The organism is Achromobacter pulmonis (genome assembly GCF_002885955.2).
Taxonomy (GTDB): Bacteria; Pseudomonadota; Gammaproteobacteria; order Burkholderiales; family Burkholderiaceae_B; genus Achromobacter; species Achromobacter pulmonis_A.
In genome coordinates this window covers 266,162-289,990 of the sequence record NZ_POQS01000002.1, presented here as the reverse complement: position 1 = coordinate 289,990, position 23,829 = coordinate 266,162, and the positions used below count along the sequence as shown (strand labels likewise).

Below are 23,829 nucleotides of genomic sequence, written 5' to 3'. Positions count from 1 at the left end.
CATCTCTACCCGAAGGCCTGGCGCGCCGGGCCTTCGGTGAATCAAATATCGCAGGGAGTTTTTCGTTATGTTCAGCCGTACCCTAAACCGCGCCGTCGGCGCGCTGTTCGCCGTTTCGGCGCTTGCCGCCACGCCGGCGCTGGCCGCCGACGCCTGGAAGCCCGCTAAACCCGTGCGCCTGCTGGTGGGCTTCGCCCCGGGCGGCTCGGCCGATACGCTGGCCCGCCTGCTGGCCGACCCGCTGTCGCAACGCCTGGGCCAGCCTGTCGTGGTCGAAAACCTGGCCGGCGCCGGCGGCAACATCATGGCGTACCGCCTGAGCCAGTCGCCGGCCGACGGCTACGCCATCGGCATCGGCGCCGCCGGCTCCATGGCCATCACCCACGTGCTCAACCCCAAGGGCACCAACTACAAGCCCACTGACTTCACCCCGATCACGCTGGTCGCGGTGCAGCCCAACGTGGTCATCGTGAACAAGGACGTGCCGGCCAACAACCTGGCCGAGCTGAAGGAATACTTCCAGAAGACGCCGACCGCCACCTACGGCACCGCCGGCGTGGGCATCTCCAACCACCTGATCGCCGAGACCATGCTGTACAAGCTGGGCGTGAAAGTGCCGCACGCGCCGTACCGTGGCGCGGCGCCTGTCATCACCGACCTGCTGGGCGGCCATATCGCGATGACGATGGACAACATCTCCACCGCGGCCCCGCTGGCCACGCAAGGCAAGGTCAAGGCCATCGGCGTGGCCTCGCTCAAGCGCGCGCCGCAGCTGCCCAACGTGCCCACGCTGGACGAGCAGGGCCTGAAGGGCTTCGACATGCCGACCTGGCAGGGCGTGTTCGCGCCCGCCGGCCTGCCCGCCGACGTGCTGGCCGCCTACTACGCCGCGCTGCAGGACGTGCTCAAGCAACCCGCCCTGGTCGAGAAAATGGCCGGCCTGGGTTCGGAGCCGGTCACGGGCATGACGCCCGAGCAGTTCGGCCAGTTCCTGGAGAAGGACCGCCAGCAGTGGGCGGACATCGTGAAGGCCGCCAACATCAGCCTCGATTGAACGCGAGGCGCCAGCGCTCGGCCAGCGTTCGCGCTGGCCGAGCGCCCGCCGGTTGCCACACTCCGCCCTTGACTCTGAAGCTGCTTCAGGCTTTGTCATGATGCCTGGCAATACGCCGCGATCGCGGCTCGGAGGCTGATATGGGCATACTGAAACATCTGCTGGGCGGGCGCGCCGGGCATCACGGGTACGGCGGCCATCATGGCTATGACCGTCGCGGCGGCGGGGCCTATGGCGGCGCGCCGCAGGGCGCCGCCGTCGTCTGCAACGGTTGCGGCGCCTCCCAGGCCGCGGGCGGGCGCTATTGTTCGCAATGCGGCGTCTCGCTGGCGCCGCTGGCCTGCTCGCAGTGCCGCGCGGCCATCGCTGCCGGAGCGGGTTTCTGCGCGCAGTGCGGCACCGCCGTCGCGCCGTCGAACCAGCCTTGATCCGCGGACACCAATGAGCGATAGCCATCAGCACGGCGACGTGCGCACCTTACCCGAATCCCGCCTCTGGATCGCGCTGGGCCTGACCAGCACCTTCATGCTGGTGGAAATCGTCGGCGGGATCATGACGGGCAGCCTGGCGCTGATTTCCGACGCCATGCACATGATGACCGACGCCATGGCCCTGCTGCTGGCGCTGGTCGCGATACGCGCGGGCCGCAAGGCGGCGGACCTGATGCGCACCTACGGATACGCCCGCTTCGAGATCCTGGCGGCGGCGGTCAATGCGCTGGTGCTGCTGGGCATCGCGTTCTACATCCTGTACGAGGCCTATCAGCGCCTGTCGGCGCCGTCGGATATCCAGTCCGTGGGGATGCTGGCCGTCGCCGTGGTCGGCCTGATCGTCAACCTGATCGCGATGCGGCTGCTGGCAAGCGCGAAGGACGAAAGCCTGAACGTGAAGGGCGCCTACCTGGAAGTGTGGGCCGACATGCTGGGCTCGATAGGCGTGATCGTCGGCGCCGTGGTGATCTGGTTCACGGGCTGGCGCTGGGTGGATTCGGCGCTGGCGGTGGGCATCGGCTTCATGGTGTTCCCGCGCACCTGGACGCTGTTGCGCGAGTGCGTGAACATCCTGCTCGAAGGCGTGCCGCCGGGCATGAGCCTGCAGGCGGTGCGCGACGCCATCGCCGGCACGGCCGGCGTGGCCGCCATCCATGACATCCACCTGTGGGCGGTGACGCAGAGCAATCCGATGCTGACGGGCCATGTGGTGCTGGAGCCGGGGGCCGACGGCGAGGCGGTGCGCCGCGCCATCGAAGACCGCCTGCAGCAGGACTTCGACCTGCACCATACGACGCTGCAGATGGAGCGTGACGACCGCTCGGCGCAGGAGCACATACACTGAGCGCGGCCGCGGCGCGGGCGCGCAAACAAAAACGCCAGGCCGCGACGCCTGGCGTTTTTTTTTGAGTGCGCAGAGGACTACTTCGGCGGCACCCGCGCCGCGATCTCGGCGATCAGGCGGCGCGCCGCGTCCAGCTTGCCGGCGGCGGGCAGGGGATGCACGCCCTGTTCGTCGAACAGCACCAGTTCGGTGGTGTCGGCGTCCATGACCTTGTGCGCGAGGTTGCCCACCAGCAGGGGGATGCCCTTGCGCGCGCGCTTGGCTTCGGCGTGCTCGGCCAGCTTCTCGGTTTCGGCCGCGAAGCCCACGCACCAGGGACCGTCGGCCAGCTTGGCGACTTCGGCCAGGATGTCGGGATTGGGTTCGAACTCCATGACGGGGGCGCCGCCGCCCTCGCTGGTCTTTTTCAGTTTCTGGGTGCTGACGTTCTTCACGCGCCAGTCGGCCACGGCGGCCACGGCGATGAAGATGTCGGCGTCGGCCGCGCTGGCCATCACCGCATCGTGCATCTGGCGCGCGGTGGTGACCGACAGCGCGGTGACGCCGCGCGGCACCGGCAGGAAGGTGGCGCCGGTGATCAGCGTGACGCGGGCGCCGGCCTCGCGCGCGGCGCGCGCCAGCGCGTAGCCGGTCTTGCCCGAGGAGCGGTTGCTCAGCACGCGCACCGGGTCCACCGGCTCGGACGTGGGGCCGGCGGTCAGCAGCACGTGGCGGCCGGCCAGCAGCTTGGGCTGGAAGAAGGCGATCAGGTCGGTCAGCAGTTCGTGCGCTTCCAGCATGCGGCCGTCGCCGGTCTCGCCGCAAGCCTGTTCGCCGGCGGCGGGTCCCAGCACGCTGACGCCGTCGGCGCGCAGTTGCGCGACATTGCGCTGCGTGGCCGGGTTGGCCCACATTTCGCGGTTCATGGCGGGCGCGACCAGCAGCGGACAAGCGCGCGCCAGGCACAGCGTGGACAGCAGGTCGTCGGCCATGCCGTGGGCCAGCTTGGCCATGAAATCGGCGCTGGCGGGCGCGATCAGCACGGCGTCGGCGCCGCGTGTCAGGTCGATGTGCGCCATGTTGTTGGGCACGCGCGCGTCCCAGGCGTCCACGAACACCGGGCGGCCCGACAGGGCCTGCATGGTGACGGGCGTGATGAAGTGCGTGGCCGCCTCGGTCATCACCACGTCGACCGTGGCGCCCTGTTCGGTCATGCGCCGCACCAGCTCGGCGATTTTGTAGCAGGCGATGCCCCCGGTCAGGCCGAGGACGATGCGTTTGCGGGCGAGGTCGAGCATGGGGGCGGGGCGGCGGGTTCAGCGCCGCGTAAACGAGGAACGGACAGTGATTTTATTCTGCATTGCGGCATCGCGCCGTTCGCCATCCGTTCAGGGGGGATCAAACGCGGCGAAACTCAGGCTTGCGGCTTGCGCGAGCGCAGCAGTTCGTCCAGCACCAGCAGCACGGCGCCGCAGGTGATGCCGACGTCGGCCAGGTTGAAGGCGGGGAATTGCCAGTTGTTCCAGTAGAACAGCAGGAAGTCCACCACGTGGCCATGCACCACCCGGTCGATGACGTTGCCGATGGCGCCGCCCAGAATCAGCGTGAGCGCCAGGCAGAAGCGCGGCTGGCCGTGGGTGCGGCGCAGGATGATGGTGATGACCACGGCCGCCACGCAGCCCAGCCCGGTGAACAGCCAGCGCTGCCAGCCTTCCTCGGACGCCAGGAAACTGAACGCGGCGCCGCGGTTGTACACCAGGGTGAAGTCGAAGAACGGCAGCAGGTTGACGCGCTGGCCGTACTGGTAAGCGGTGTTGAAGTAGATCTTGGTCAGCTGGTCCAGCACGATGATGGCCAGCGCGATGGCCAGCCAGCGCCCCACGCGCGCGGGCGCGGGGCGGGTGCCGGACTGGACGCCGGTGGGGGCGGGCCCGGCCATGTTCAGGCCTTGTCGCGGGCTTCGCCCGAGCCGAACAGGTTGGACACGCAGCGGCCGCAGATCTCGGGATGATCCGCGTCCTGGCCCACGTCCAGGCGCCAGTGCCAGCAGCGCTCGCACTTCTTGTGCGCCGAGGGCGTGACTTCGATGCGGGTCTCGCCTTCGCCGGCGTGCACGGCGGCCCGCGAGACGATCAGCACGAAGCGCAGGTCGTCGCCCAGGCTGGCCAGCAGTTCGCGGTCCGCGCCGCTGGCGTAGAGGTCGACCTCGGCCTGCAGCGACGAACCGATGTCGCCGGCCGTGCGCACTTCTTCGAGCTTGCGCTGGACTTCGGCGCGGATGGCGCGCAGGCGCGTCCACTTGGCCGTCAGCGCCTCGGCGTCGGCGTACGGCGGCAGCGCGTGGTAGACCTCGGTGAAGATCGTGGTGCGGGCGGCGTCGGCCTGGTTCTTCAGGGCGGAGTCGACCAGTTCCTTCCAGGCTTCTTCGGCCGTGAACGACAGGATCGGCGCCATCAGCTTGAGCAGCGTCTGGGTGATGTCGAGCAGCGCGGTCTGGGCCGAGCGGCGGGCGCGGCTGTCTTCGGCCGAGGTGTACAGGCGGTCCTTCAGAATGTCCAGGTAGAACGCGCCCAGGTCTTCCGAGCAGAAGGTCTGCAGGCGGGCGACGGCCGGGTGGAAATCATAGCGTTCGTAGTTGGCCTGGACCTCGGCCTGCATCTGCGCCGTCATGGCCAGCGCGTAGCGGTCGATCTCGAACAGTTCGCCGTAGGGCACGGCCTGCGACACCGCGTCGAAGTCGGCCAGGTTGGCCAGCAGGAAGCGCAGCGTATTGCGGATGCGGCGGTAGCCTTCGACCACGCGCTTGAGGATCTCGTCGGAGATGGACAGTTCGCCCGAGTAGTCGGTGGAGGCCACCCAGAGGCGCAGGATTTCGGCGCCCAGCGAGTCGGACACCTTCTGCGGGGCGATCACGTTGCCCACCGACTTGCTCATCTTGCGGCCCTGGCCGTCGACCACGAAGCCGTGCGTCAGCAGCGCCTTGTAGGGCGGCTGGCCGTAAAGCATGCAGCCGGTCAGCAGCGAGGAATGGAACCAGCCGCGGTGCTGGTCCGAGCCTTCCAGGTAGAGGTCGGCGGGCCAGCCCAGTTCGGCGCCGTGCGAGCCGGCGAAAGCGCCGTCCTTGCCGCCCAGCACCGTGGCGTGCGTGCTGCCGGAGTCGAACCACACGTCCAGCGTGTCGCGGTTCTTCTCGTACTGGTCGGCCTCGTCGCCCAGCAGTTCGCGCGGGTCCAGCGCCTGCCAGGCCTCGATGCCGCCTTTTTCGACGCGCTGCGCCACCTGTTCGAGCAATTCGATGGTGCGCGGATGCAGCTCGCCGGTCTCCTTGTGCACGAAGAAGGCCATCGGCACGCCCCACTGGCGCTGGCGCGACAGGGTCCAGTCCGGACGGTTGGCGATCATGGCGTGCAGGCGGGCGCGGCCCCAGGCCGGATAGAAGGCCGTGGCGTCGATGCCGGCCAGCGCCGATTCGCGCAGGGTCGGGCCGCCGTCCTTGGGGGCCACGTCCATGCCGGCGAACCACTGGCTGGTGGCGCGATAGATGATGGGCGTCTTGTGGCGCCAGCAGTGCATGTAGCTGTGCTTGTGCTTTTCCACGTGCATCAGCGCGCCGGCTTCCTTCAGCGCCTCGACGATCTTGGGGTTGGCGTCCCAGATCGACAGGCCGCCGAACAGCGCCAGGCTGTCGGCATACTTGCCGTCGCCCATCACCGGGCTGATGAAGTCGGTGTCTTTCATGCCGTGCGCCTTGCACGAGATGAAGTCCTCGATGCCGTAGGCCGGGGCCGAGTGCACCACGCCCGTGCCGGAGTCGGCGGTCACGTAGTCGCCCAGGTAGACGGGCGCCTTGCGGTCGTAGGCGGCCTCGAACTGCGCCAGCGGATGGCGGAACTGGATCTCGGACAGCGCCGCGCCCGGGGCGGTGGCGATGATTTCGCCTTCCAGCTCCCAGCTCTTCAGGCAGTCCTCGACGCGTTCCTTGGCGATCAGCAGCAGAGGGCCGAACTTGGGCGCCGGCGACACGCGCACCAGGGCGTATTCGATTTCGGGATGCACGTTCAGCGCCTGGTTGGACGGGATGGTCCAGGGCGTGGTGGTCCAGATGACGATGGCGCCGTCGTCCACCGAATCCAGGCCGAAGGCCGCGGCCAGCCTGGCGTGTTCGGCGAACGGGAAGGCCACGTCCACCGCCGGGTCGACGCGGTCGGCGTATTCGACCTCGGCCTCGGCCAGGGCCGAGCCGCAGTCGAAGCACCAGTTCACGGGCTTCAGGCCGCGGAAGACGTAGCCCTTGTCCAGGATGCGGCCCAGCGCGCGGATCTCGTCGGCTTCGTTGCTGAAGTTCATCGTCATGTAGGGACGATCCCACTCGCCCAGCACGCCCAGGCGCTTGAAGTCCTTGCGCTGGCGGTCGATCTGTTCGAGCGCGTAGGCGCGGGCCTTGGACTGGACTTCGGCCACCGGCAGGTGCTTGCCGTACTTTTTCTCGATCTGGATTTCGATCGGCATGCCGTGGCAGTCCCAGCCCGGCACGTAGTGCGCGTCATAGCCGGCCATGTTGCGGCTCTTGACGATGATGTCCTTCAGGATCTTGTTGACCGCGTGGCCGATATGGATGTCGCCGTTGGCGTAGGGCGGGCCGTCGTGCAGCACGAAACGCGGGCGGCCGCGGCTGGCGGCGCGGATCGCCTGGTAGACGTGGTTTTCCTCCCACTGCGAAATCCAGGCGGGCTCGCGTCGGGCGAGGTCGCCCCGCATGGGGAAAGGGGTATCGGGCAGGTTGAGGGTCTTTTTATAGTCCATGGACGGCAAAATAGGCGCGCGCGTTTCGCGCGTCTTCGGCGATGGCGGCAGTCAGGGAAGGGAGGTCAGGGAATTTTTCTTCGTCCCGCAGCTTTTGCAGGAATTCGACGCGTACGAGTTTACCGTAAGCGTTGATGGTCTCGTCGAGCAGGTGCGCCTCGAGCAGTACGCGGCCGCGGTCTTCGACCGTGGGGCGCACGCCCAGGCTGGCCACCGCGGGCAGGGCGCGCTCGCCCAGGCCGTGGACCTGCACCACATAAATGCCCGAGCGCGCGGCGCAGCGTTCGGCCACGCGCAGGTTCATGGTGGGAAAGCCCAGCGTGCGGCCCAGCTTCTGGCCGTGTATGACGTGGCCGCTGATGTGATACGGATGGCCCAGCAGGTGGCGGGCGCGCTCCAGGTCGCCCACCGCCAGCGCGGTACGCACTTCCGAGCTGGAGATGCGGTGCCCGTGCTGGTCGGTTACGTCGGCCAGCGTCTGCACCTCGAAGCCGTGGCGCAGCCCGGCTTCGCGCAGCAGGTCGATGTCGCCGCTGCGCTTGTGGCCGAAGCGGAAATCCTCGCCCACCAGCAGCCATCTGGTGTGCAGGCCCTGCACCAGCAGCTGTTCGATGAAGGCGTTGGCCGACATCTCGGCCAGGCGGGCATTGAAACGCTCGACCACGACCTGGGAGATGCCGTAGCGCGCCAGCGCCGCCAGTTTGTCGCGCAGCCCGGAGATCCGGGTGGGCGCCAGTTCCGGGCGCTGGTGCAGCGTGGCGAAATATTCCCGCGGATGCGGCTCGAAGGTCATGACGGCGGGCGCCAGCGCGCGTTCGCTCGCGACCTGGCAGACGCGCGCCAGCATGGCCTGGTGTCCGCGATGGACGCCGTCGAAATTGCCGATCGTCAGCGCGCACGGGGCGCGCCGCTCGGGCGGGGGCAGGGATCGGTAGATATGCAGCGATGGTTTCACGAGCGAGAGTTTACAATTTTGGATTCCGGGTTTGTTCCCATCCCGCCCAAATCGCGCGGGACTCGCGCGCACAAACCCGATTTCCCTTGGAATTCCTTATCTTGCCGGAAATATCTACCACCAAGCGCCGCCTGGTCATCCTGATCTCGGGGCGGGGCAGCAACATGCGGGCGCTGGCCGAAGCGTGCCGCGACCAGGGCTGGCCGGCCGAAGTGGCCGCCGTGATCGCCAGCCGGCCGGACGCCGCCGGCCTGGAATGGGCCGCCCACCAGGGCATTCCCACCGCGGCCCTGTTCCACAAGGACTACGCCAGCCGCGAGGCCTTCGACGCCGCGCTGGCCGCCGAGATCGACCGCTACGAGCCCGATTACGTCATCCTGGCCGGCTTCATGCGCGTGCTGACGCCGGGCTTCGTCAACCATTATGCGAGCCGGCTGGTCAACATCCATCCTTCGCTGCTGCCGGCCTTCCCCGGCCTGCACACCCACGCCCAGGCGCTGGCCACCGGCGTGCGGGTGCACGGCTGCACGGTGCATTTCGTGACCCCGGTGCTGGACCACGGCCCCATCATCGCCCAGGGCTGCGTTCCGGTGCTGGCCGGCGATACGCCGGAAGCGCTGGCCGAGCGCGTGCTGACGGTCGAGCACCAGGCTTTCCCGGCGGCGGTGCGCTGGCTGGCCGAAGGCCGGGTTACCCTGACGAGCGACCACCGCGTGAACGTGGCGGGCGATCCCGAGCGCCTGTTCACCTGGTCGCCGGCCGCCTGACCGTCCGCGCAACGCGCTGCAACGCATTTACCGGGCGGCAAACCTCCGCCCCACTGGAATACGCCATGACTAAATCCCAACCTCCGCGTTCCCGTCCGGCCGGCGCCCCGCGCGCCGCCGAAGGCCGCGACGGCCGGAGCTTCTTTTCGCGCCCCAAGGGCGAGGCCCGGCAGGCGCTGGAGCGCGGCCGCGACGGTCGCCGCGACGAGCGGCGCGAAGGCCGTCCCGACGGCAGGCGCGAAGAACGCCGCGACGAGCGGCAGGGCGAGCGCGCCTCCTACGGCGCCGAGCGCCGCGAAGGCCGCCCCGGCCAGCGTCCGTCCTACGACGCGCCGCGCGGCGGCGAGCGCGCCTCCTATGGCGCCGAGCACCGCGAAGGCCGTCCCGGCCAGCGTCCCCACGACGCCCCGCGCGGCGAGGCCCGCGCGCCGCAGAAGCCCCAGTACAACCGTCCGCGCCAGCCGTACGCCGCCATCCGGATCGAGCAGGTGCAGCGCGCCCTGGGCGAAATCCTGCAATGGACCCACCCGGCCGACGCGGCGCTGTCGCACTGGCTGCGCAGCCATCCCAACCTGGGCGCGCGCGACCGCTCCGAGGTCGCCGAGGCCGTCTACGACGTGCTGCGCCATCTCCGCCGCTACCGCCAGTTCGGCGAAAGCGGCGTGGGCCCGGCCTCGCGCCGTCTGGCCATCCTGGGCCTGGCGGCCACGCTGGGTGCCGGCGAGCTGGCCGAAGGCCTGGACGCCGCCGAGGCCGAGTGGCTGCGGCGCGTGTCGCAGATCGACCTGGCGACGCTGCCGCGCGCGGTGCGCGGCAGCATCCCCGACTGGCTCGACGAGCGCCTGGGCGCGATGGACAGTCCCGAAACGCTGATCGAGGCGCTCAACCGCCAGGCCAGCCTGGACCTGCGCGTCAATCCGCTGAAGGCCGAACGCGACGCCATGCTGGCCGAGCTGCAGCAGGGCGCCGGCCGCTACCAGCCCGTCGCCATGCCGTATTCGCCCTGGGGCATCCGCATGGAAGGCCGGCCGGCCATCAACCGCTGGCCGCAATTCGAAAACGGCAGTATCGAGGTGCAGGACGAGGGCAGCCAGCTGCTGGCGCTGCTGGTCGGGCCGCGCCGCGGCGAGATGATCATCGATTTCTGCGCCGGCGCGGGCGGCAAGACGCTGCTGCTGGGCGCGCTGATGCGTTCCACCGGCCGCCTGTACGCTTTCGACGTGTCGGCGGCGCGCCTGGCGCGCGCCAAGCCGCGCTTCGCGCGCAGCGGCCTGTCCAACGTGGTGCCGGTCGTCATCGACAACGAGAACGATGCCCGCGTCAAGCGCCTGGCCGGCAAGGCCCAGCGCGTGCTGGTCGACGCCCCGTGCAGCGGCATCGGCACGCTGCGCCGCAATCCCGATCTCAAATGGCGCCAGCACCCCGAGGCGCTGGCCGAGCTGGGCCAGTTGCAGGAGCGCATCCTCAAGAGCGCCGCGCGCTGCGTGGCGCCCGGCGGCCGCCTGGTCTACGCCACCTGCAGCCTGCTGGCCGAGGAAAACGAGGTGCAGGCCGAGCGTTTCCTGGCCAGCCACCCCGATTTCGAACGCCTGGACGCCGCCGCCATCCTGGCGGCCCGCTGCGAGAACCTTCAGCTCGACGGCCCTTATGTCCAGCTGCGCCCCGACGTGCACGGCACCGACGGCTTCTTCGCCGCGGTGTTCGAGCGCAAGAAAAAGGGGGCCGTAGCCGAATCCGAGGAATCGGCCGAGGCGGCGCAGGCGTCGGATCAGGAACCCGGCGTGACGCCCACCGTGGCGCTGTAGCGGCGGGTGCCGAGCGTCTTGTCCTGGTACTTCACCTCCCAGGCCAGGGAATCCTGGCCCGGCCGGTCGGCCTGGTACACGAGTTGCGAGACGGGCACCGTCTTGTAGGCGCAGCGCCCGGAGGCGCCCGACTGGCCGCGCGTTTGCATGACGCTGGCCTTGCCCAGGCGCGGCGCCAGGGTGATGGACAGCCGCGGCGCGCGCAGGGCCAGGCAGTCCGACCCGCGGATCTCGTAATAAGAGGCCAGCACCACCACGTCGCCCGGCTTCAGCGTCTGCGACGCGGCGGGCGCGGACAGGCCGGCGCCCACCAGGGCCAGGGCGCAAGTAAAATGGGGACGTATTTTGAGGCGGGGTTTGTTCGGCAACATCAGTGGGGCAAAAGAGACAGTCGGGGCGTGGCGGACGGCAGGGCGCGCGGCCGCGCGGCTGACAGGAACTTTAATGCCAAAATCTGGCCCAAACCACTTGTCCCGGCGATTGCGCTACCCTTGTTACAGGGTAGATGCAGGGTCGCAGGGCCTGGCCTCGCGCTCGTCTTTTATGGTCGCGAGTAGGGATGTTTACGTGTCAAAACCCTGGCTTAGTCCTTGATTTCTCTCAAAAACTATTTTGAAACTCCCTTGTCATAAGACGGCAAAGGTAAGCTAAACTTCACGCACTTCTCAAGCGAGGCTCATAACAGCTTTATGGATTACATCCTCTCCTTCATTGCCGGCGGTCTGACGCAAGCCACCTGGTGGCAGATCGTCGTGTTCACCCTGGTGATGACGCACATCACGATCGTTTCGGTCACGGTATTCCTCCATCGCAGCCAAGCGCACCGCGGCCTGGACCTCCATCCAGCCGTCATGCACTTCTTCCGTTTCTGGCTCTGGATGACGACCGGCATGGTCACCAAGGAATGGGTTGCCATTCACCGCAAGCACCACGCCAAGTGCGAAAAGGAAGGCGATCCCCATTCGCCCATCCTGTTCGGCATCTGGAAAGTGCTGTTCCGCGGCGCCGAGCTGTACCGCGAGGAATCGTCCAACAAGGAAACCATGGCCAAGTTCGGCCACGGCACGCCCGATGACTGGCTCGAGCGCAACATCTACAGCAAGCACAGCCTGTGGGGCGTGCTGACCATGCTCGCCATCGACATCGCCCTGTTCGGCGCCATCGGCGTGACGGTGTGGGCCGTGCAGATGGCCTGGATTCCGTTCTGGGCCGCCGGCGTGGTCAACGGCATCGGCCACTACTGGGGCTACCGCAACTACAACAGCCCGGACACCAGCACCAACTTGTTCCCGTGGGGCATCGTGATCGGCGGCGAAGAGCTGCACAACAACCACCACGCCCACGGCACGTCGGCCAAGTTCTCGGCCAAGTGGTACGAGTTCGACATCGGCTGGTGCTACATCAACATCCTGAAGTTCTTCGGCCTGGCCAAGATCAAGAAGGTCGCGCCCAAGCTCAAGCTGGACGACAGCCGCACCGGCATCGATCTGCGCACCCTGCAGGGCGTGATCACGCACCGCTACGAAGTCATGGCCCGCTACGCGGACGTGATCAAGAGCGCCGCCCGCGAAGAACTCGCCAAGCTGAAGGATTCGCGCAAGAAGGGCAGCGCCGAATGCGACTGGACCCAGCTGCACCGCGTGCGCCGCGCCATCCACCGCAACGAGGACATCCTCCAGCCCGAACAGGTTGCCGCCGTGGACCAGGCCATCGCCCGCAACAAGTCGCTGGCCACGCTGGTGCAGATGCGCCGCGAACTCGGCCGCATCTGGGAAAGCTCCAGCGCCAGCAGCGAACAGCTCCTCAATGATCTGCAGGCCTGGTGCCAGCGCGCCCAGCAAAGCGGCATCGCCGGGCTCGAGCAATTCGCTCAACGTCTGCGCCGCTACGCGGCATGATGCTAGAGAAGCTCAATCCTGAACAACGCGCCGCAGTAACGTTAGAACCGCAGCACGCCCTGGTCCTGGCCGGGGCGGGCAGCGGCAAGACCCGGGTGCTCACCACCCGCATGGCCTGGCTGATTCAAACCGGCCAGGCCTCGCCTTTTGGGCTGCTGGCGGTCACGTTCACCAACAAGGCCGCCCGCGAGATGCTGGCGCGCATGTCGGCCATCCTGCCCATCGATATGCGCGGCCTGTGGATAGGCACCTTCCACGGCCTGTGCAACCGCATGCTGCGCGCCCATCACCGCGATGCCGGCCTGCCGCAGAGCTTCCAGATCCTGGACGTCACCGATCAGCTCGCGGCGATCAAGCGCCTCATGAAGGCCAACGGCGTCGACGATGAAAAGTATCCGCCGCGCGACGTGCAGCGCTTCATCAACGGCGCCAAGGAAGAGGGCCTGCGTCCGGCCGACGTCGAAGCCTACGACGCCCACCGCCGCCGCCTGATCGAGATCTACCAGCTCTACGAGGCCCAGTGCCAGCGCGAGGGCGTGGTCGACTTCGCCGAACTGCTGCTGCGCGCCTATGAACTGCTGTCGCGCAACGCGCCCGTGCGCGAGCACTACCAGCGCCGTTTCCGCCACATCCTGGTCGACGAGTTCCAGGACACCAACACGCTGCAGTACAAGTGGCTGCGCCTGCTGGCCGGCGGCGGCGCCGCCATTTTCGCGGTGGGCGACGACGACCAGTCCATCTACGCATTCCGCGGCGCCAACGTCGGCAACATGGCCGACTTCGAGCGCGACTACGCGCGCGGCACCGTGATCCGCCTGGAGCAGAACTACCGCTCCTACGGCCACATCCTGGATTCGGCCAACGCGCTGATCGGCCACAACACCGGCCGGCTGGGCAAGAATCTCTGGACCGAGCAGGGCGAGGGCGAGCCGGTGCGCGTCATCGAGCAACCGTCCGACGGCATGGAGGCGCAATGGATCGTCGACGAGATCCGCGCGCTGATCCGCGACGGCAGCCTGCGCCGCGAGATCGCCGTGCTCTACCGCAGCAACGCGCAGTCGCGGGTGCTGGAACACGCCATCTTCTCGGCCGGTATTCCCTACAAGGTGTACGGCGGCCTGCGCTTTTTCGAGCGCCAGGAAATCAAGCACGCGCTGGGCTACCTGCGCCTGATGGCCAACCCGCACGACGACACCTCATGGATGCGGGTGGTGAACTTCCCGACCCGCGGCATCGGCGCGCGCACGCTGGAGCAGCTGGCCGACGCCGCGCGCGCCCATGACACCAGCCTGTATTCGGCGGTGGCCCTGGTGGGCGGCAAGGGCGGCTCCAACCTGGCGCAGTTCGCCCAGCTGATCCACCGCCTGATCGAGGAAACGCGCGACCTGCCGCTGCCGGAGATGGTCGAGCACATGCTCGAGGCCAGCGGGCTGAACGCCCATTACAAGGCCGAGCGCGAAGGCGCCGAGCGCCTGGAAAACCTGAACGAACTGATCACGGCGGCCGCCGTGTTCGCGTCCGAGGAAAACTACGACGGCCTGCCGGCCGGCGTCGTGCCCGAGCAGGACGCTTCCTCGACGCTCATGCCGGGCGTGGTGGACGCGCCGGCCATCGGCGGCGACGGCCTGACGCCGCTGGCGGCGTTCCTGTCGCACGCGGCGCTGGAGGCCGGCGACAACCAGGCCCAGCAGGGCCAGGACGCGGTGCAGCTCATGACCGTGCACGCGGCCAAGGGCCTGGAGTTCGACGCGGTCTTCATCACCGGCCTGGAAGAGGGCCTGTTCCCGCACGAGAACAGCATCCTCGAGCCGTCCGGGCTGGAAGAAGAGCGCCGCCTCATGTACGTGGCCATCACGCGCGCGCGCCAGCGCCTGTACATCAGCCTGGCGCAAAGCCGCATGCTGCACGGCCAGACGCGCTACGCGATGCGCTCGCGCTTCCTGGACGAAATTCCGGAGCAGCACCTGAAATGGCTGACCCCCAAGGCCGGCCTGGCGCAGGTCGGCGCCACCAGCGCGAGCTGGGGCGGCGGCAACCGCGGCGACGCGTTCGGACGCAAGCCCACCAACACCATTGCGCCGCGTCAACCGCGCAGCGTGGCCAGCGGCGTTACCGTGGGCGACAAGCAGTATCGTGTAGGTCAGGGCGTGCGCCACGCGCGGTTCGGCGAGGGCACGATCATCGGCCTGAGCGGCGCAGGACAGGACGCCCAGGCCCAAATCCAGTTCCGCGACGTGGGCGCCAAGACCCTGGCGCTGGGCATCGCGAAACTCGATATCGTTCAGGGTTGAAAAACATGGCCGAGCACGAATCCCCCGAAGACGAGCTGGCGTCGCTGCGCGCCGAGATCGACGAGATCGACCAGCAGATCATCCTGCTGCTGGGCGTGCGCTTTCGCTGCACGGACATGATCGGCGAACTGAAGCAGGCCCACGGCATGGACCTGCTCGACACCCGGCGCGAGTCCCAGCAGGTCGCGCGCATCCGGCGCCTGGCCGAGGAAGCGGGCGTGCCGCCCGAACTGGCCGAAAACATACTGCACGAAGTGATCGATACGGTGGTCGCGCACCATACCCGGTTGCGCGAACGCCCTTATTCGTGAGGGGGGGCGATGGGTTCCGCGCGCTTGATACCTGAGTTCTTGCCCTAGGATTCTCGCGCTGCACCCATCCTACGATGACGCGACCGTAGGATGGGTGCAGCGCGAGCGTCCTTAAGCAAGAACCCAATCATCGAACGCGCGGAACCCATCGGACACCCCCAGCCGCCATCCCTTCAAGGCTCCGACTGCTCGATCTCCTCGAGCGAGCCCTGGATCTCCAGCCACTGCTCTTCCAGCTCGTCCATGCGCTTGCCGTGCTCGCCATGCTCGGCCATGACCTTCTGGCGTTCCGCGCGGCGCGCGTCCGAATACAGGTCCGGGTCGGCGATGACGGCGTCCAGCGCCTGCAGCTTGGCGCGCAGTTTTTCCATCTCGGCATCCACCTTGGCGAGTTTCGCTTCCAGCGGCTTGCGCAGCGCCGACAGGCGCTGGCGCTGTTCGGCCTCGGCGCGGCGCTGCGCTTTGCGGTCGATGACGGGCTCGCCGTTGGCCGCGTTCTCGCGCGCCGCTTCGGCGCGTTCGCCGGCGTTGCGCGCGGCCAGCCAGTCGCGGTAGTCCTCCAGGTCGCCGTCGAATTCGCGCACCGCGCCGTCGGCCACGATCCAGAAGCTGTCCACCGTGGTGCGCAGCAGGTGCCGGTCGTGAGACACCAGCAGCATGCTGCCGCCGAAGTCCGCCAGCGCGGTGGCCAGGGCCTCGCGGGTTTCCACGTCCAGGTGGTTGCTGGGCTCGTCCAGCAGCAGCAGGTTGGGCTTCTGCCAGACGATCAGGGACAGCGCCAGGCGCGCCTTTTCTCCGCCGGACATGGGGCCGACCTTGCTGGTCACCGTGTCGCCTGAAAAGCCGAAGCCGCCCAGGTAGTTGCGCAGCTCCTGCTCGCGCGCCTCGGGCGCCAGGCGCGCCAGGTGGGCGATGGGTGTGCTGTCCACGTCCAGCATGTCGAGCTGGTGCTGGTGGAAATAGCCGATGGCCAGCCCGCGCGAGGCGCGGCGCTCGCCGGCCTGCACCGGCAGTTCCTCGGCCAGCGTCTTGATCAGCGTGCTCTTGCCGGCGCCGTTGGCGCCCAGCACGCCTACCCGGCTGCCGGCGCGCACCATCAGCGTCACGTCGCGCAGGATGGGCACGGCATTGCCGGCCGCGTCGGTATAGCCGGCCGACAGGTGCTCCAGCGTCAGCAGCGGGTCGGGCACCTGCTCGGGCGACGGGATGCGGATGTCGATGCCGGCCTCGGCCTGCAGGGGCGCCAGCACCTGCATGCGGGCCAGCGCCTTGACCCGGCTTTGCGCCTGCTTGGCCTTGGAGGCCTTGGCCTTGAAGCGGTCGATGAAGCCTTGCAGCCGCGCGGCTTCGCGCGTCTGGCGTTCGTAGGCGATGTTGCTCTGGCGCAGGCGCTCGGCGCGCTGCGTCAGGAAGTCGCCGTAGCCGCCGCGGTAGCGCACCAGCTTGGCGTGGTCGAAATGCAGGATGGACTTGGCCACCGCGTCCAGGAACTCGGTGTCGTGCGAGATCAGCATCACGGTGCCGGGGTAGGCGCCCAGCCACTTCTCCAGCCACAGCATGGCGTCGAGGTCCAGGTGGTTGGTGGGCTCGTCCAGCAGCAGCAGTTCGGACGGCGCCATCAGCGCGCGCGCCAGCGCCAGGCGCATGCGCCAGCCGCCCGAGAAGCTCGCCACCGGCTGCATCCATTCGGCGGGCTTGAAGCCCAGGCCGGCCAGCAGCTGCTCGGCGCGCGAGGCCGCGCTCCAGGCGCCGGCTTCCACCAGCGCCGCCTCGACCTCGGCGATCTGCGTGCCTTGCTCGTCCGTCAGCGCCGCGCGGCGCGCCTGCAGCTCGCGCAGATGCACGTCGCCGTCGATGACGAACTCGCGCGCCGGGCGCTCGTCGGCCTCGATTTCCTGCTTGACGCTGGCGATGCGCCAGCCGGCCGGCATGGCCAGCGTGCCGGCGTCCACGTCCAGCGCGCCGGTCAGCAGCGCGAAGAGGGACGACTTGCCGGCGCCGTTCTTGCCGACGATGCCGACGCGCTCGCCCGGGTGCACGACGAATTCGGCGCCGTCCAGCAGCACTTTCGTGCCCCGGCGCAGGGTCAATCCAGTAGCGCGTATCACGTTGTCAATTGCTCACGGGTAAACAGCAGGATCTGGTCGGACGCCTGCTCGGTATCCAGCCACATGGGCGACAGTTCGGGGAAGGCCGCTTCGAAGAAAGGCCGCTCGTGGCCGATCTCCAGCACCAGCACGCCGTTCTCGCTCAGGTAGCGCGGGGCGGCCTCGAGGATGCGGCGCACCAGGTCCATGCCATCGGCGCCGCCGGCCAGCGCCAGCTGCGGCTCGTGGCGGTATTCCTCGGGCAGCACCTCCATCGAGCCGCTGTTGACGTACGGCGGATTGCAGATGATGACGTCGTAGCGCTGCGCGGGCAGGCTTTCGAACAGATTGCTCTGGTGCAGCGCCAGCCGGTCCTCCAGCCCGTAGTCCTCGACGTTGCGCCGCGCCACCTCCAGCGCATCGGAGGACACGTCCACCGCGTCCACCTGCGCATGAGGAAACGCCAGCGCGCCCAGGATGGCCAGGCAACCCGAGCCGGTGCACATGTCCAGCACGCGCCCGACCTCGGCCGGGTCCGCGACCCAGGGCGCCAGGCCCTGGTCCAGCAGTTCGGCTATCGGCGAGCGCGGCACGATGACGCGCTGATCCACGTAAAAACGATGGCCGCGCAGCCAGGCCTCGTTGGTCAGGTAGGCGGCGGGGAGCCGCTCGGTCACGCGGCGGTCTATCAGGTCCAGGACGCGGGCGCGCTCTTTGTCGAGCACGCGGGCGTCGAGGAAGGGTTCCAGCGTGTCCAGCGGCAGGTGCAGGGCGTGCAGGACGAGGTATACCGCCTCGTCCCAGGCGTTGTCGCTGCCGTGGCCCAGCGCCACCCCGGCGGCGTTCAGCCGGGAGACGCCATAACGGATCAGGTCGCGCAGGGTCAGCAGTTCTAGGCGGGCGGATGGTTGCATGGCTGGCATTCTTGATGAATTCGCCCCTCGGGAAACGGCGTCTCCCGAGGGGCGCAGGGCCCGCGCGATCGGCGCGGGACGGATTACGCCTTGGCGGGCAGGAGGTTTTCCAGCGTGCGCCGGTAAATATTTTTCAGCGGCGCGAGCGAGGCGATCTCGACGCGTTCGTTGACCTTGTGGATGGTGGCGTTGCACGGGCCGAACTCGATCACCTGCGGGCAGATCTTGGCGATGAAGCGGCCGTCGGACGTGCCGCCGGTGGTCGACAGCTCGGTCGTCACGCCGGTCTCGTCCTTGATGGCCGAGGACAGCGCTTCGCTGAGCGTGCCGCGCGGGGTCAGGAAAGGCTCGCCGCCCAGCTCCCAGTCCAGCGCGTATTCCAGGCCGTGGCGGTCCAGCACCTCATGCACGCGCGCCTTTAGGCCGTCCGGCGTGCTGGCGGTGGAGAAGCGGAAGTTGAACAGCGCCACCGCCTCGCCCGGCACCACGTTGGTGGCGCCGGTGCCCGAGTTCAGGTTGGACACCTGGAATGTGGTGGGCGGGAAGTACTCGTTGCCCTGGTCCCATTCGATCGCGACGATCTCGGCCAGCGCCGGCGCCAGCTGGTGCACCGGGTTGCGCGCCAGGTGAGGGTAGGCCACGTGGCCCTGGATGCCCTTGACCGTGAGCTTGCCCGACAGCGAGCCGCGGCGGCCGTTCTTGCAGATGTCGCCGAGCGCCTCGCCCGAGGTCGGCTCGCCCACGATGCAGTAGTCCAGCTGCTCGCCGCGCGCCTTGAGCGCGTCGCAGACGATGGCGGTGCCGTCGATCGACGGGCCTTCCTCGTCGGACGTGATCAAAAGCGCGATGGAGCCGCCGTGCTGCGGATTGGCCGCCACGAATTCCTCGGCCGCCACCACGAAGGCGGCGATCGAGCTCTTCATGTCGGCCGCGCCGCGGCCGTACAGGTAGCCGTCGCGTTCGGTGGGCACGAACGGATCGCTCTCCCACTTCTCGCGCGGCCCCGGGGGCACCACGTCCGTGTGGCCGGCGAACACCGCCAGCGGCGCGGCGCTGCCGCGCCGGGCCCACAGATTGGTCACGCCGCCCTGGGCGATGGTTTCGCATTTGAAGCCGATGCGCTCCAGGCGCGCGGCAAGCGTGGCCTGGCAGTCTTCATCGGCGGGCGTCACCGACGGGCGGGCGATCAGGTCCTTGACCAGATCCAGTACGGCGCAGGCCGACGCGGACGCGGGTGTGCTCATCAGGCCCTCAGCAGATCGTTGATGCTGGTCTTGGCGCGGGTCTGCGCGTCGACACGCTTGACGATGACGGCGCAGGCCAGGCTGTGCGTGCCGTCGGCCGACGGCAGCGAGCCGGGCACCACCACCGAGCCCGAAGGCACGCGGCCGTAGGTGATCTTGCCGGTGGCCCGGTCATAGATCTTGGTGCTTTGCGACAGGAACACGCCCATGGCCAGCACCGAGTTCTCTTCCACCACCACGCCTTCCACGACTTCCGAGCGCGCGCCGATGAAGCAGTTGTCCTCGATGATGGTGGGGTTGGCCTGCAGCGGCTCCAGCACGCCGCCGATACCCACGCCGCCCGACAGGTGCACGTTCTTGCCGATCTGGGCGCACGAACCGACCGTGGCCCAGGTGTCGACCATCGTGCCTTCGTCGACGTAGGCGCCGATGTTCACGTAGGAGGGCATCAGCACCACGTTGCGGGCGATGTAGGCGCCGCGGCGCGCCACCGCCGGCGGCACCACGCGGTAGCCGCCCTGCTTGAAGGCGTTGTCGCCGTATTCCGAGAACTTGAGCGGCACCTTGTCGTAGAACTGCAGCGGCGCCTGGCCCATGATGGCGTTGTCGCTCAGGCGGAACGACAGCAGCACGGCCTTCTTGATCCACTGATGCACGACCCAGTCGTCGCCGATCTTCTCGGCCACGCGCAGGCGGCCCAGATCCAGGCCGTCGATGGTGTGCTCGACCGCTTCGCGCACTTCGGCGCTGGCGTCGGTGGGCGACAGGTTGGCCCGGTTTTCCCAGGCTTGTTCGATGGTGGTCTGCAGGTCGAGAGTCATAGCGGCTCAGCTTTTAAGGGTTGATCAAACAGAAGTATGCACAAAATGGGCAATGCGTTCGGCCGCCTGCACGCAGTCGGCCAAGGGCGCCACCAGGGCGATGCGGATGCGGCCCTGGCCGGGATTCGTCCCGTGCGCCTCGCGCGCCAGGAAGCTGCCCGGCAGCACGGTAACACCGGTACGGCCGTAAAGGTCGCGCGCGAACGCCGTATCCGAACCGGGCGTGGCCGCCCACAGGTAGAAAGAGGCCTGTGGACGGGTCACGTCCAGCACGTTTTGCAGGATCGGCACCACGGCGTCGAACTTTTCGCGGTACATGCGGCGGTTGTCCTTGACGTGGGCCTCGTCGGTCCAGGCGGCGATGCTGGCCGCCGACACCAGCGGGCTCATCGCGCTGCCATGATACGTCCGGTACAGCAGGAAACGGCCGATCAGGGCGGCGTCGCCCGCCACGAAGCCCGAGCGCAGGCCCGGCACGTTGGAACGCTTGGACAGGCTGGAGAACGCCACCAGGTTGCGGTAGTCGTCACGGCCCAGGCGGCGCGCCGCCTGCAGGCCGCCCAGGGGCGGATTGGCTTCGTCCAGGTAGATCTCGGAATAACACTCGTCCGACACGATCACGAAATCATGGCGGTCGGACAGCTCGAACAGCGTCTTCCAGTCGTCCAGCGACATGACGTTGCCCGCCGGATTGCCCGGCGTACAGACGAAAACCATGCGCGTCCGCTTCCAGACCTCGGCCGGAACCCGGTTCCAGTCGCTGCCGAAATCGCGCACCGGGTCGGCGTTCACGAAGTAGGGCGTGGCCCCGGCCAGCAGCGCGGCGCCTTCGTAAATCTGATAAAAAGGATTGGGGCAGATCACCACCGAGCCGGCCGACGGGTCGATGACGGTCTGCGTGAACGCAAACAGCGCCTCGCGCGAGCCCAGCGCCGGCAGCACCTGGGTTTCCGGGTCCGGCGCCGGAATGCTGTAGCGGCTGGCCAGCCACTGCGAAATCGCCTGGCGCAGCGCCGGGTCGCCCTTGGTGGACGGATAGACCGACAGGCCCGCGAGGCTGTCGCGGATCGCCTGTCCGACGCGCTCCGGCGCGGCGTGTTTGGGCTCGCCGATCGACAGATTGATGGGCGTCAGGCCGTCCGGCTGCTGGGCGGCCGAAGCCAGCAAAGCCCGCAGTTTTTCGAACGGATAGGGGTGTAGGGCATCGAGGCGCGGATTCATGACGCAAGATTTTAACAAGCAAGCTACAATAGCGGGCTTGGCTTTGCGAAGGTGGCGAAATTGGTAGACGCACCAGGTTTAGGTCCTGACGCCGTAACAGGTGTAGGGGTTCGAGTCCCCTCCTTCGCACCACTTATTGCCTGACGCTGTCTGGCGGTGCGCACAGCGGTGCGCCAACAGTGTCTACAGCCCCCCGAGAACCCCCGAGGCGTCGAATGCCTCGGGGGTTTTCTTTTGTTTGCAGCATGCGCTTGCCCCCTCGGGTTGTACGGCTTCCGCCGCCAAAAGCCAATTGCTACGATATGTTAGCGGCTACGTTTTCCACGCCGGCTTGCGGGCCTCGGTCCGCGTCATATCAGAGCGCCATGGCAAGACCTTATCTTCCTCAGACGACCGCTTCGGACCTGTGCTTGCGGGTGAGCCAGCTTGTCGCCAAGTCGGACAGATACCTCGGCAGAGACAGCTTCGAAGCACGGATGCTTCTGCGCGAGTGCGAAAAGCTGCGGCAGGCCGACAAGTTCGACGGCGCGATTGCGTCGATCTACTTGGCCGAGGCCTTCGGTGATGCCGAGCAGGTCAGGCGCCATGCAACGCAGGCCAGGAACGCCTATCGCCGGAACTGGGATGAAGCGGAGTTCCAGATGGCCCAGTCGTTGGTCGGTCTGGGATACTTCTCGGAAGCCCAGGCGATTTTCCGGCAGGTCGGCAACCCAGGGCTAGGCCAGTTAAGCAATAGGGCCTATCTGGGAATGGTTTCCGGTTCCATGAAGCAGCTCCACGGCTTTCTGGCGCAAGCCCGCTCCATGAACCTCGAACTCGACGAGGACGCCATCGCACCGGCTCTGGCAGCGTATGCCGTCTATCAACAGACATCGACCACGGATAGCCAGGCCGGAGATCTCCTGGACCTGGCTGGCGTCGTGTTGCGGGCGCACAGGCTGTTCGCGGTCAATGGCAGCCCCAAGGTCAGTGCCATCGATCATCCGGAATTGAGCACCGTCATCATGGAATTGACGGTGAGGGCGCCTGTCGAAGAGGTCGGGACAATGAATCTCGAACTGGCCGAGCTGGTCGCTCTCCGGCTGGATGCCGTGCCGGCGGGCGTGGTGGTCATGTTTTCGGGGGCTTCATGAGCGTCTCGCCTACCGACTTGCTGATGCTCGGCAAACGCTCGCTCGCGACGCACTCTTGCGAGGCCGACATTCGCAGTTCAATGAGCCGCTTGTATTACTCGGCCTACCATCATGGTCGCTTGTTTGCCGAACGCCTTTCGTCCCAAGGAGACGATACGCAGGCCAGGGGCGGGGTTCATGCCCGGCTTTATACGGCGCTGATGCATCCGAGCGTTTCCCGGACGAGCGTGCAATATATGAAGTCCAAATCTCTGGGCTATATCCTCAAAGCGATGCACGCGCAACGCATCAAGGCGGATTACTTCATCGACACGGAAGTTTCCCTGCAAGAAGCACGGGCCATGGAACTGCAAGCCGGGGGCGCCCTGGAGATTTGATACGGGTATACGCCAGTGCGAATATCCCGATTTTTGCTATATCGTCGCGCTCTTCTCTTCAGTGGATGCTTGCCCATAAACAGCACGATAAGGAGAGCCTTCCGTGGCACTCAAGTACGCTGCATTTCTGGATGTCATCGATCTGCGCGCCCCGAATCCGAGCGTCCGTACGCGTTCCCCGCGAGGTGTGCCGTGCACGAGTTGCTGGCGGACTGGTGCGAAATACTGAACCTGCTGCTGCGGGTCGCGGCCGATACGCAGGCCACGGCGCAGGCGCGCGATGACGCGCTGCGCGATGCTCACCGGCATTCCTGCCAGGCGCCGATCTGTTTCCGGATGTCTGGCGCAACCGTCGGCCTCCTGGCGGAAACGCTGAACTGCGCCGTGCGCGCCTCCTGCGTCAGGCATGACGACAGCGCCTGGATGCGGGCGTTGGACCGGGCCTACGCGCAATTCCTGCAATACCTGATCCGCGACGTGCAGCGCTGGACCAGCGGCGGCCCGCAGGAGAATGCGGCCCGTTGCCAGTCGCCGCATCCCCTGCCTGGCCGCCCGGGCTAGCTGGCCGCGCGGGCGCGCACGCGCCGCTTGTCGACCTTGGCCTCGGTGTCGCGGCCCAGTTCGATGTCGCGCTGAATGGCGGCATGGACCTTGGCGCGGCTGGCCTCGATCCGTTGCACGCAGGACCAGCCGCGCTGGCTGGCGACGACGAGCTTGCGATCCAGCTCCTGGTGCCGGCGGCGCTTGCTCTCGGTGGACATGGTGTTGAGTTCCTGGTCGGTGATTAACCGCATGTGACGCTCCTTGAGTCGGTCTATGGGTGTGTCGGCCTCT

22 protein-coding genes and 1 tRNA gene are annotated in these 23,829 nt (G+C 67.7%); 12 read left to right on the top strand and 11 right to left on the bottom strand.

The features are described from left to right. The first annotated feature begins 67 nt into the window (after window positions 1-67). The 3 genes from C1I89_RS07355 (at window position 68) to C1I89_RS07345 (ending at window position 2,389) form a co-directional block, all read left to right on the top strand. Window positions 68-1,054, top strand: a complete 987-nt coding sequence (locus C1I89_RS07355; protein ID WP_102772133.1) for a Bug family tripartite tricarboxylate transporter substrate binding protein — start codon at window positions 68-70, stop codon at window positions 1,052-1,054. A 140-nt stretch (window positions 1,055-1,194) separates the two neighbouring features. Further along, window positions 1,195-1,482 carry a double zinc ribbon domain-containing protein gene (locus C1I89_RS07350; RefSeq protein WP_102772132.1) on the top strand — a complete coding sequence of 96 codons (288 nt, stop codon included), beginning with the start codon at window positions 1,195-1,197 and terminating at the stop codon, window positions 1,480-1,482. A gap of 13 nt (window positions 1,483-1,495) precedes the next feature. Next, window positions 1,496-2,389: a cation diffusion facilitator family transporter gene (locus C1I89_RS07345; RefSeq protein WP_102772131.1), complete on the top strand. Its 894-nt coding sequence runs from the start codon at window positions 1,496-1,498 to the stop codon at window positions 2,387-2,389. Between the two features lie 77 nt (window positions 2,390-2,466). Here the strand turns inward: C1I89_RS07345 and coaBC are convergent, their stop codons facing one another. From coaBC to C1I89_RS07325, 4 genes are all read right to left on the bottom strand, one after another. Continuing rightward, window positions 2,467-3,666, bottom strand: coding sequence for a bifunctional phosphopantothenoylcysteine decarboxylase/phosphopantothenate--cysteine ligase CoaBC (gene coaBC, locus C1I89_RS07340; RefSeq protein ID WP_102772130.1), 1,200 nt, complete (start codon window positions 3,664-3,666; stop codon window positions 2,467-2,469). Window positions 3,667-3,782: 116 nt separating this feature from the next. Next, complete coding sequence (gene lspA, locus C1I89_RS07335; RefSeq protein WP_102772129.1) at window positions 3,783-4,307, bottom strand: signal peptidase II; 525 nt, start codon at window positions 4,305-4,307, stop codon at window positions 3,783-3,785. A gap of 2 nt (window positions 4,308-4,309) precedes the next feature. Beyond that, window positions 4,310-7,171, bottom strand: a complete 2,862-nt coding sequence (ileS, locus tag C1I89_RS07330) for an isoleucine--tRNA ligase (protein WP_102772128.1) — start codon at window positions 7,169-7,171, stop codon at window positions 4,310-4,312. Further along, a complete protein-coding gene (locus C1I89_RS07325; protein ID WP_102772127.1) occupies window positions 7,161-8,126 on the bottom strand; it encodes a bifunctional riboflavin kinase/FAD synthetase in 966 nt (321 codons plus the stop codon). The genes ileS and C1I89_RS07325 overlap by 11 nt, the downstream gene beginning before the upstream one ends. A gap of 110 nt (window positions 8,127-8,236) precedes the next feature. Between C1I89_RS07325 and purN the strand changes: the two genes are divergently transcribed. Both purN and C1I89_RS07315 read left to right on the top strand, forming a co-directional pair. Continuing rightward, complete coding sequence (gene purN / locus C1I89_RS07320) at window positions 8,237-8,893, top strand: phosphoribosylglycinamide formyltransferase (RefSeq protein WP_102772824.1); 657 nt, start codon at window positions 8,237-8,239, stop codon at window positions 8,891-8,893. A 500-nt stretch (window positions 8,894-9,393) separates the two neighbouring features. Next, window positions 9,394-10,698: an RsmB/NOP family class I SAM-dependent RNA methyltransferase gene (locus C1I89_RS07315; protein ID WP_102772825.1), complete on the top strand. Its 1,305-nt coding sequence runs from the start codon at window positions 9,394-9,396 to the stop codon at window positions 10,696-10,698. Here the strand turns inward: C1I89_RS07315 and C1I89_RS07310 are convergent. Beyond that, complete coding sequence (locus tag C1I89_RS07310) at window positions 10,662-11,069, bottom strand: hypothetical protein (RefSeq protein WP_102772126.1); 408 nt, start codon at window positions 11,067-11,069, stop codon at window positions 10,662-10,664. The two genes, C1I89_RS07315 and C1I89_RS07310, sit on opposite strands and share 37 nt — an antisense overlap. 318 nt (window positions 11,070-11,387) lie before the next feature. Here C1I89_RS07310 and C1I89_RS07305 point away from each other — a divergent pair, with 318 nt between their 5' ends. Genes C1I89_RS07305 through C1I89_RS07295 form a run of 3 tightly spaced genes read left to right on the top strand, consistent with a single transcriptional unit; the run spans window position 11,388 to window position 15,198 of the window. Continuing rightward, the gene (locus C1I89_RS07305; protein ID WP_102772125.1) at window positions 11,388-12,596 is read left to right on the top strand and encodes a DesA family fatty acid desaturase; all 1,209 of its coding nucleotides are present in this window, start codon (window positions 11,388-11,390) and stop codon (window positions 12,594-12,596) included. Next, window positions 12,593-14,887, top strand: a complete 2,295-nt coding sequence (locus C1I89_RS07300; RefSeq protein WP_102772124.1) for a UvrD-helicase domain-containing protein — start codon at window positions 12,593-12,595, stop codon at window positions 14,885-14,887. The genes C1I89_RS07305 and C1I89_RS07300 overlap by 4 nt, the downstream gene beginning before the upstream one ends. A 5-nt stretch (window positions 14,888-14,892) precedes the next feature. Continuing rightward, entirely contained in the window at window positions 14,893-15,198 is a 306-nt protein-coding gene (locus C1I89_RS07295) for a chorismate mutase (RefSeq protein ID WP_102772123.1), read from the top strand. A gap of 173 nt (window positions 15,199-15,371) precedes the next feature. Here C1I89_RS07295 and C1I89_RS07290 read toward each other — a convergent pair whose 3' ends face one another. The 5 genes from C1I89_RS07290 to dapC form a co-directional block, all read right to left on the bottom strand. Beyond that, a complete protein-coding gene (locus C1I89_RS07290; protein ID WP_102772122.1) occupies window positions 15,372-17,306 on the bottom strand; it encodes an ABC-F family ATP-binding cassette domain-containing protein in 1,935 nt (644 codons plus the stop codon). Further along, window positions 17,303-18,199 carry a 50S ribosomal protein L3 N(5)-glutamine methyltransferase gene (gene prmB, locus C1I89_RS07285; RefSeq protein WP_102772121.1) on the bottom strand — a complete coding sequence of 299 codons (897 nt, stop codon included), beginning with the start codon at window positions 18,197-18,199 and terminating at the stop codon, window positions 17,303-17,305. Before prmB ends, C1I89_RS07290 begins: the two co-directional genes overlap by 4 nt. Before the next feature lie 83 nt (window positions 18,200-18,282). Continuing rightward, window positions 18,283-19,443, bottom strand: a complete 1,161-nt coding sequence (dapE, locus tag C1I89_RS07280; RefSeq protein WP_102772120.1) for a succinyl-diaminopimelate desuccinylase — start codon at window positions 19,441-19,443, stop codon at window positions 18,283-18,285. Further along, on the bottom strand, window positions 19,443-20,264 hold the full coding sequence (gene dapD / locus C1I89_RS07275) for a 2,3,4,5-tetrahydropyridine-2,6-dicarboxylate N-succinyltransferase (RefSeq protein ID WP_102772119.1): 822 nt from the start codon (window positions 20,262-20,264) through the stop codon (window positions 19,443-19,445). The genes dapE and dapD overlap by 1 nt, the downstream gene beginning before the upstream one ends. Window positions 20,265-20,288: 24 nt before the next feature. Next, the gene (gene dapC, locus C1I89_RS07270) at window positions 20,289-21,485 is read right to left on the bottom strand and encodes a succinyldiaminopimelate transaminase (protein ID WP_181390909.1); all 1,197 of its coding nucleotides are present in this window, start codon (window positions 21,483-21,485) and stop codon (window positions 20,289-20,291) included. 45 nt (window positions 21,486-21,530) lie between these two features. On the opposite strand from dapC, the gene C1I89_RS07265 reads away from it, so the two are divergent. The 4 genes from C1I89_RS07265 (at window position 21,531) to C1I89_RS07250 (ending at window position 23,556) form a co-directional block, all read left to right on the top strand. Then, window positions 21,531-21,617, top strand: a tRNA-Leu gene (locus C1I89_RS07265). Window positions 21,618-21,850: 233 nt separating this feature from the next. Beyond that, window positions 21,851-22,618: a hypothetical protein gene (locus C1I89_RS07260; RefSeq protein ID WP_102772117.1), complete on the top strand. Its 768-nt coding sequence runs from the start codon at window positions 21,851-21,853 to the stop codon at window positions 22,616-22,618. Next, the gene (locus C1I89_RS07255) at window positions 22,615-22,995 is read left to right on the top strand and encodes a hypothetical protein (protein ID WP_102772116.1); all 381 of its coding nucleotides are present in this window, start codon (window positions 22,615-22,617) and stop codon (window positions 22,993-22,995) included. Before C1I89_RS07260 ends, C1I89_RS07255 begins: the two co-directional genes overlap by 4 nt. A 192-nt stretch (window positions 22,996-23,187) precedes the next feature. Continuing rightward, window positions 23,188-23,556, top strand: coding sequence for a hypothetical protein (locus C1I89_RS07250; RefSeq protein ID WP_146196878.1), 369 nt, complete (start codon window positions 23,188-23,190; stop codon window positions 23,554-23,556). Here C1I89_RS07250 and C1I89_RS07245 read toward each other — a convergent pair. After that, window positions 23,553-23,789: a toluene tolerance protein gene (locus tag C1I89_RS07245; protein WP_102772114.1), complete on the bottom strand. Its 237-nt coding sequence runs from the start codon at window positions 23,787-23,789 to the stop codon at window positions 23,553-23,555. The genes C1I89_RS07250 and C1I89_RS07245 overlap by 4 nt on opposite strands. Window positions 23,790-23,829 lie beyond the last annotated feature (40 nt).

Excerpts from the sequence above, each read along its gene's own strand:
- ileS (WP_102772128.1), bottom strand. The coding sequence starts at position 7,171 with ATGGACTATAAAAAGACCCTCAACCTGCCCGATACCCCTTTCCCCATG.
- C1I89_RS07260 (WP_102772117.1), top strand. The coding sequence starts at position 21,851 with ATGGCAAGACCTTATCTTCCTCAGACGACCGCTTCGGACCTGTGCTTG.
- C1I89_RS07295 (WP_102772123.1), top strand. The coding sequence starts at position 14,893 with ATGGCCGAGCACGAATCCCCCGAAGACGAGCTGGCGTCGCTGCGCGCC.
- C1I89_RS07300 (WP_102772124.1), top strand. The coding sequence starts at position 12,593 with ATGATGCTAGAGAAGCTCAATCCTGAACAACGCGCCGCAGTAACGTTA.
- C1I89_RS07310 (WP_102772126.1), bottom strand. The coding sequence starts at position 11,069 with ATGTTGCCGAACAAACCCCGCCTCAAAATACGTCCCCATTTTACTTGC.
- C1I89_RS07345 (WP_102772131.1), top strand. The coding sequence starts at position 1,496 with ATGAGCGATAGCCATCAGCACGGCGACGTGCGCACCTTACCCGAATCC.
- C1I89_RS07245 (WP_102772114.1), bottom strand. The coding sequence starts at position 23,789 with ATGCGGTTAATCACCGACCAGGAACTCAACACCATGTCCACCGAGAGC.
- C1I89_RS07255 (WP_102772116.1), top strand. The coding sequence starts at position 22,615 with ATGAGCGTCTCGCCTACCGACTTGCTGATGCTCGGCAAACGCTCGCTC.
- dapC (WP_181390909.1), bottom strand. The coding sequence starts at position 21,485 with ATGAATCCGCGCCTCGATGCCCTACACCCCTATCCGTTCGAAAAACTG.
- C1I89_RS07350 (WP_102772132.1), top strand. The coding sequence starts at position 1,195 with ATGGGCATACTGAAACATCTGCTGGGCGGGCGCGCCGGGCATCACGGG.
- C1I89_RS07305 (WP_102772125.1), top strand. The coding sequence starts at position 11,388 with ATGGATTACATCCTCTCCTTCATTGCCGGCGGTCTGACGCAAGCCACC.
- lspA (WP_102772129.1), bottom strand. The coding sequence starts at position 4,307 with ATGGCCGGGCCCGCCCCCACCGGCGTCCAGTCCGGCACCCGCCCCGCG.
- coaBC (WP_102772130.1), bottom strand. The coding sequence starts at position 3,666 with ATGCTCGACCTCGCCCGCAAACGCATCGTCCTCGGCCTGACCGGGGGC.
- dapD (WP_102772119.1), bottom strand. The coding sequence starts at position 20,264 with ATGACTCTCGACCTGCAGACCACCATCGAACAAGCCTGGGAAAACCGG.
- C1I89_RS07355 (WP_102772133.1), top strand. The coding sequence starts at position 68 with ATGTTCAGCCGTACCCTAAACCGCGCCGTCGGCGCGCTGTTCGCCGTT.
- dapE (WP_102772120.1), bottom strand. The coding sequence starts at position 19,443 with ATGAGCACACCCGCGTCCGCGTCGGCCTGCGCCGTACTGGATCTGGTC.
- prmB (WP_102772121.1), bottom strand. The coding sequence starts at position 18,199 with ATGCAACCATCCGCCCGCCTAGAACTGCTGACCCTGCGCGACCTGATC.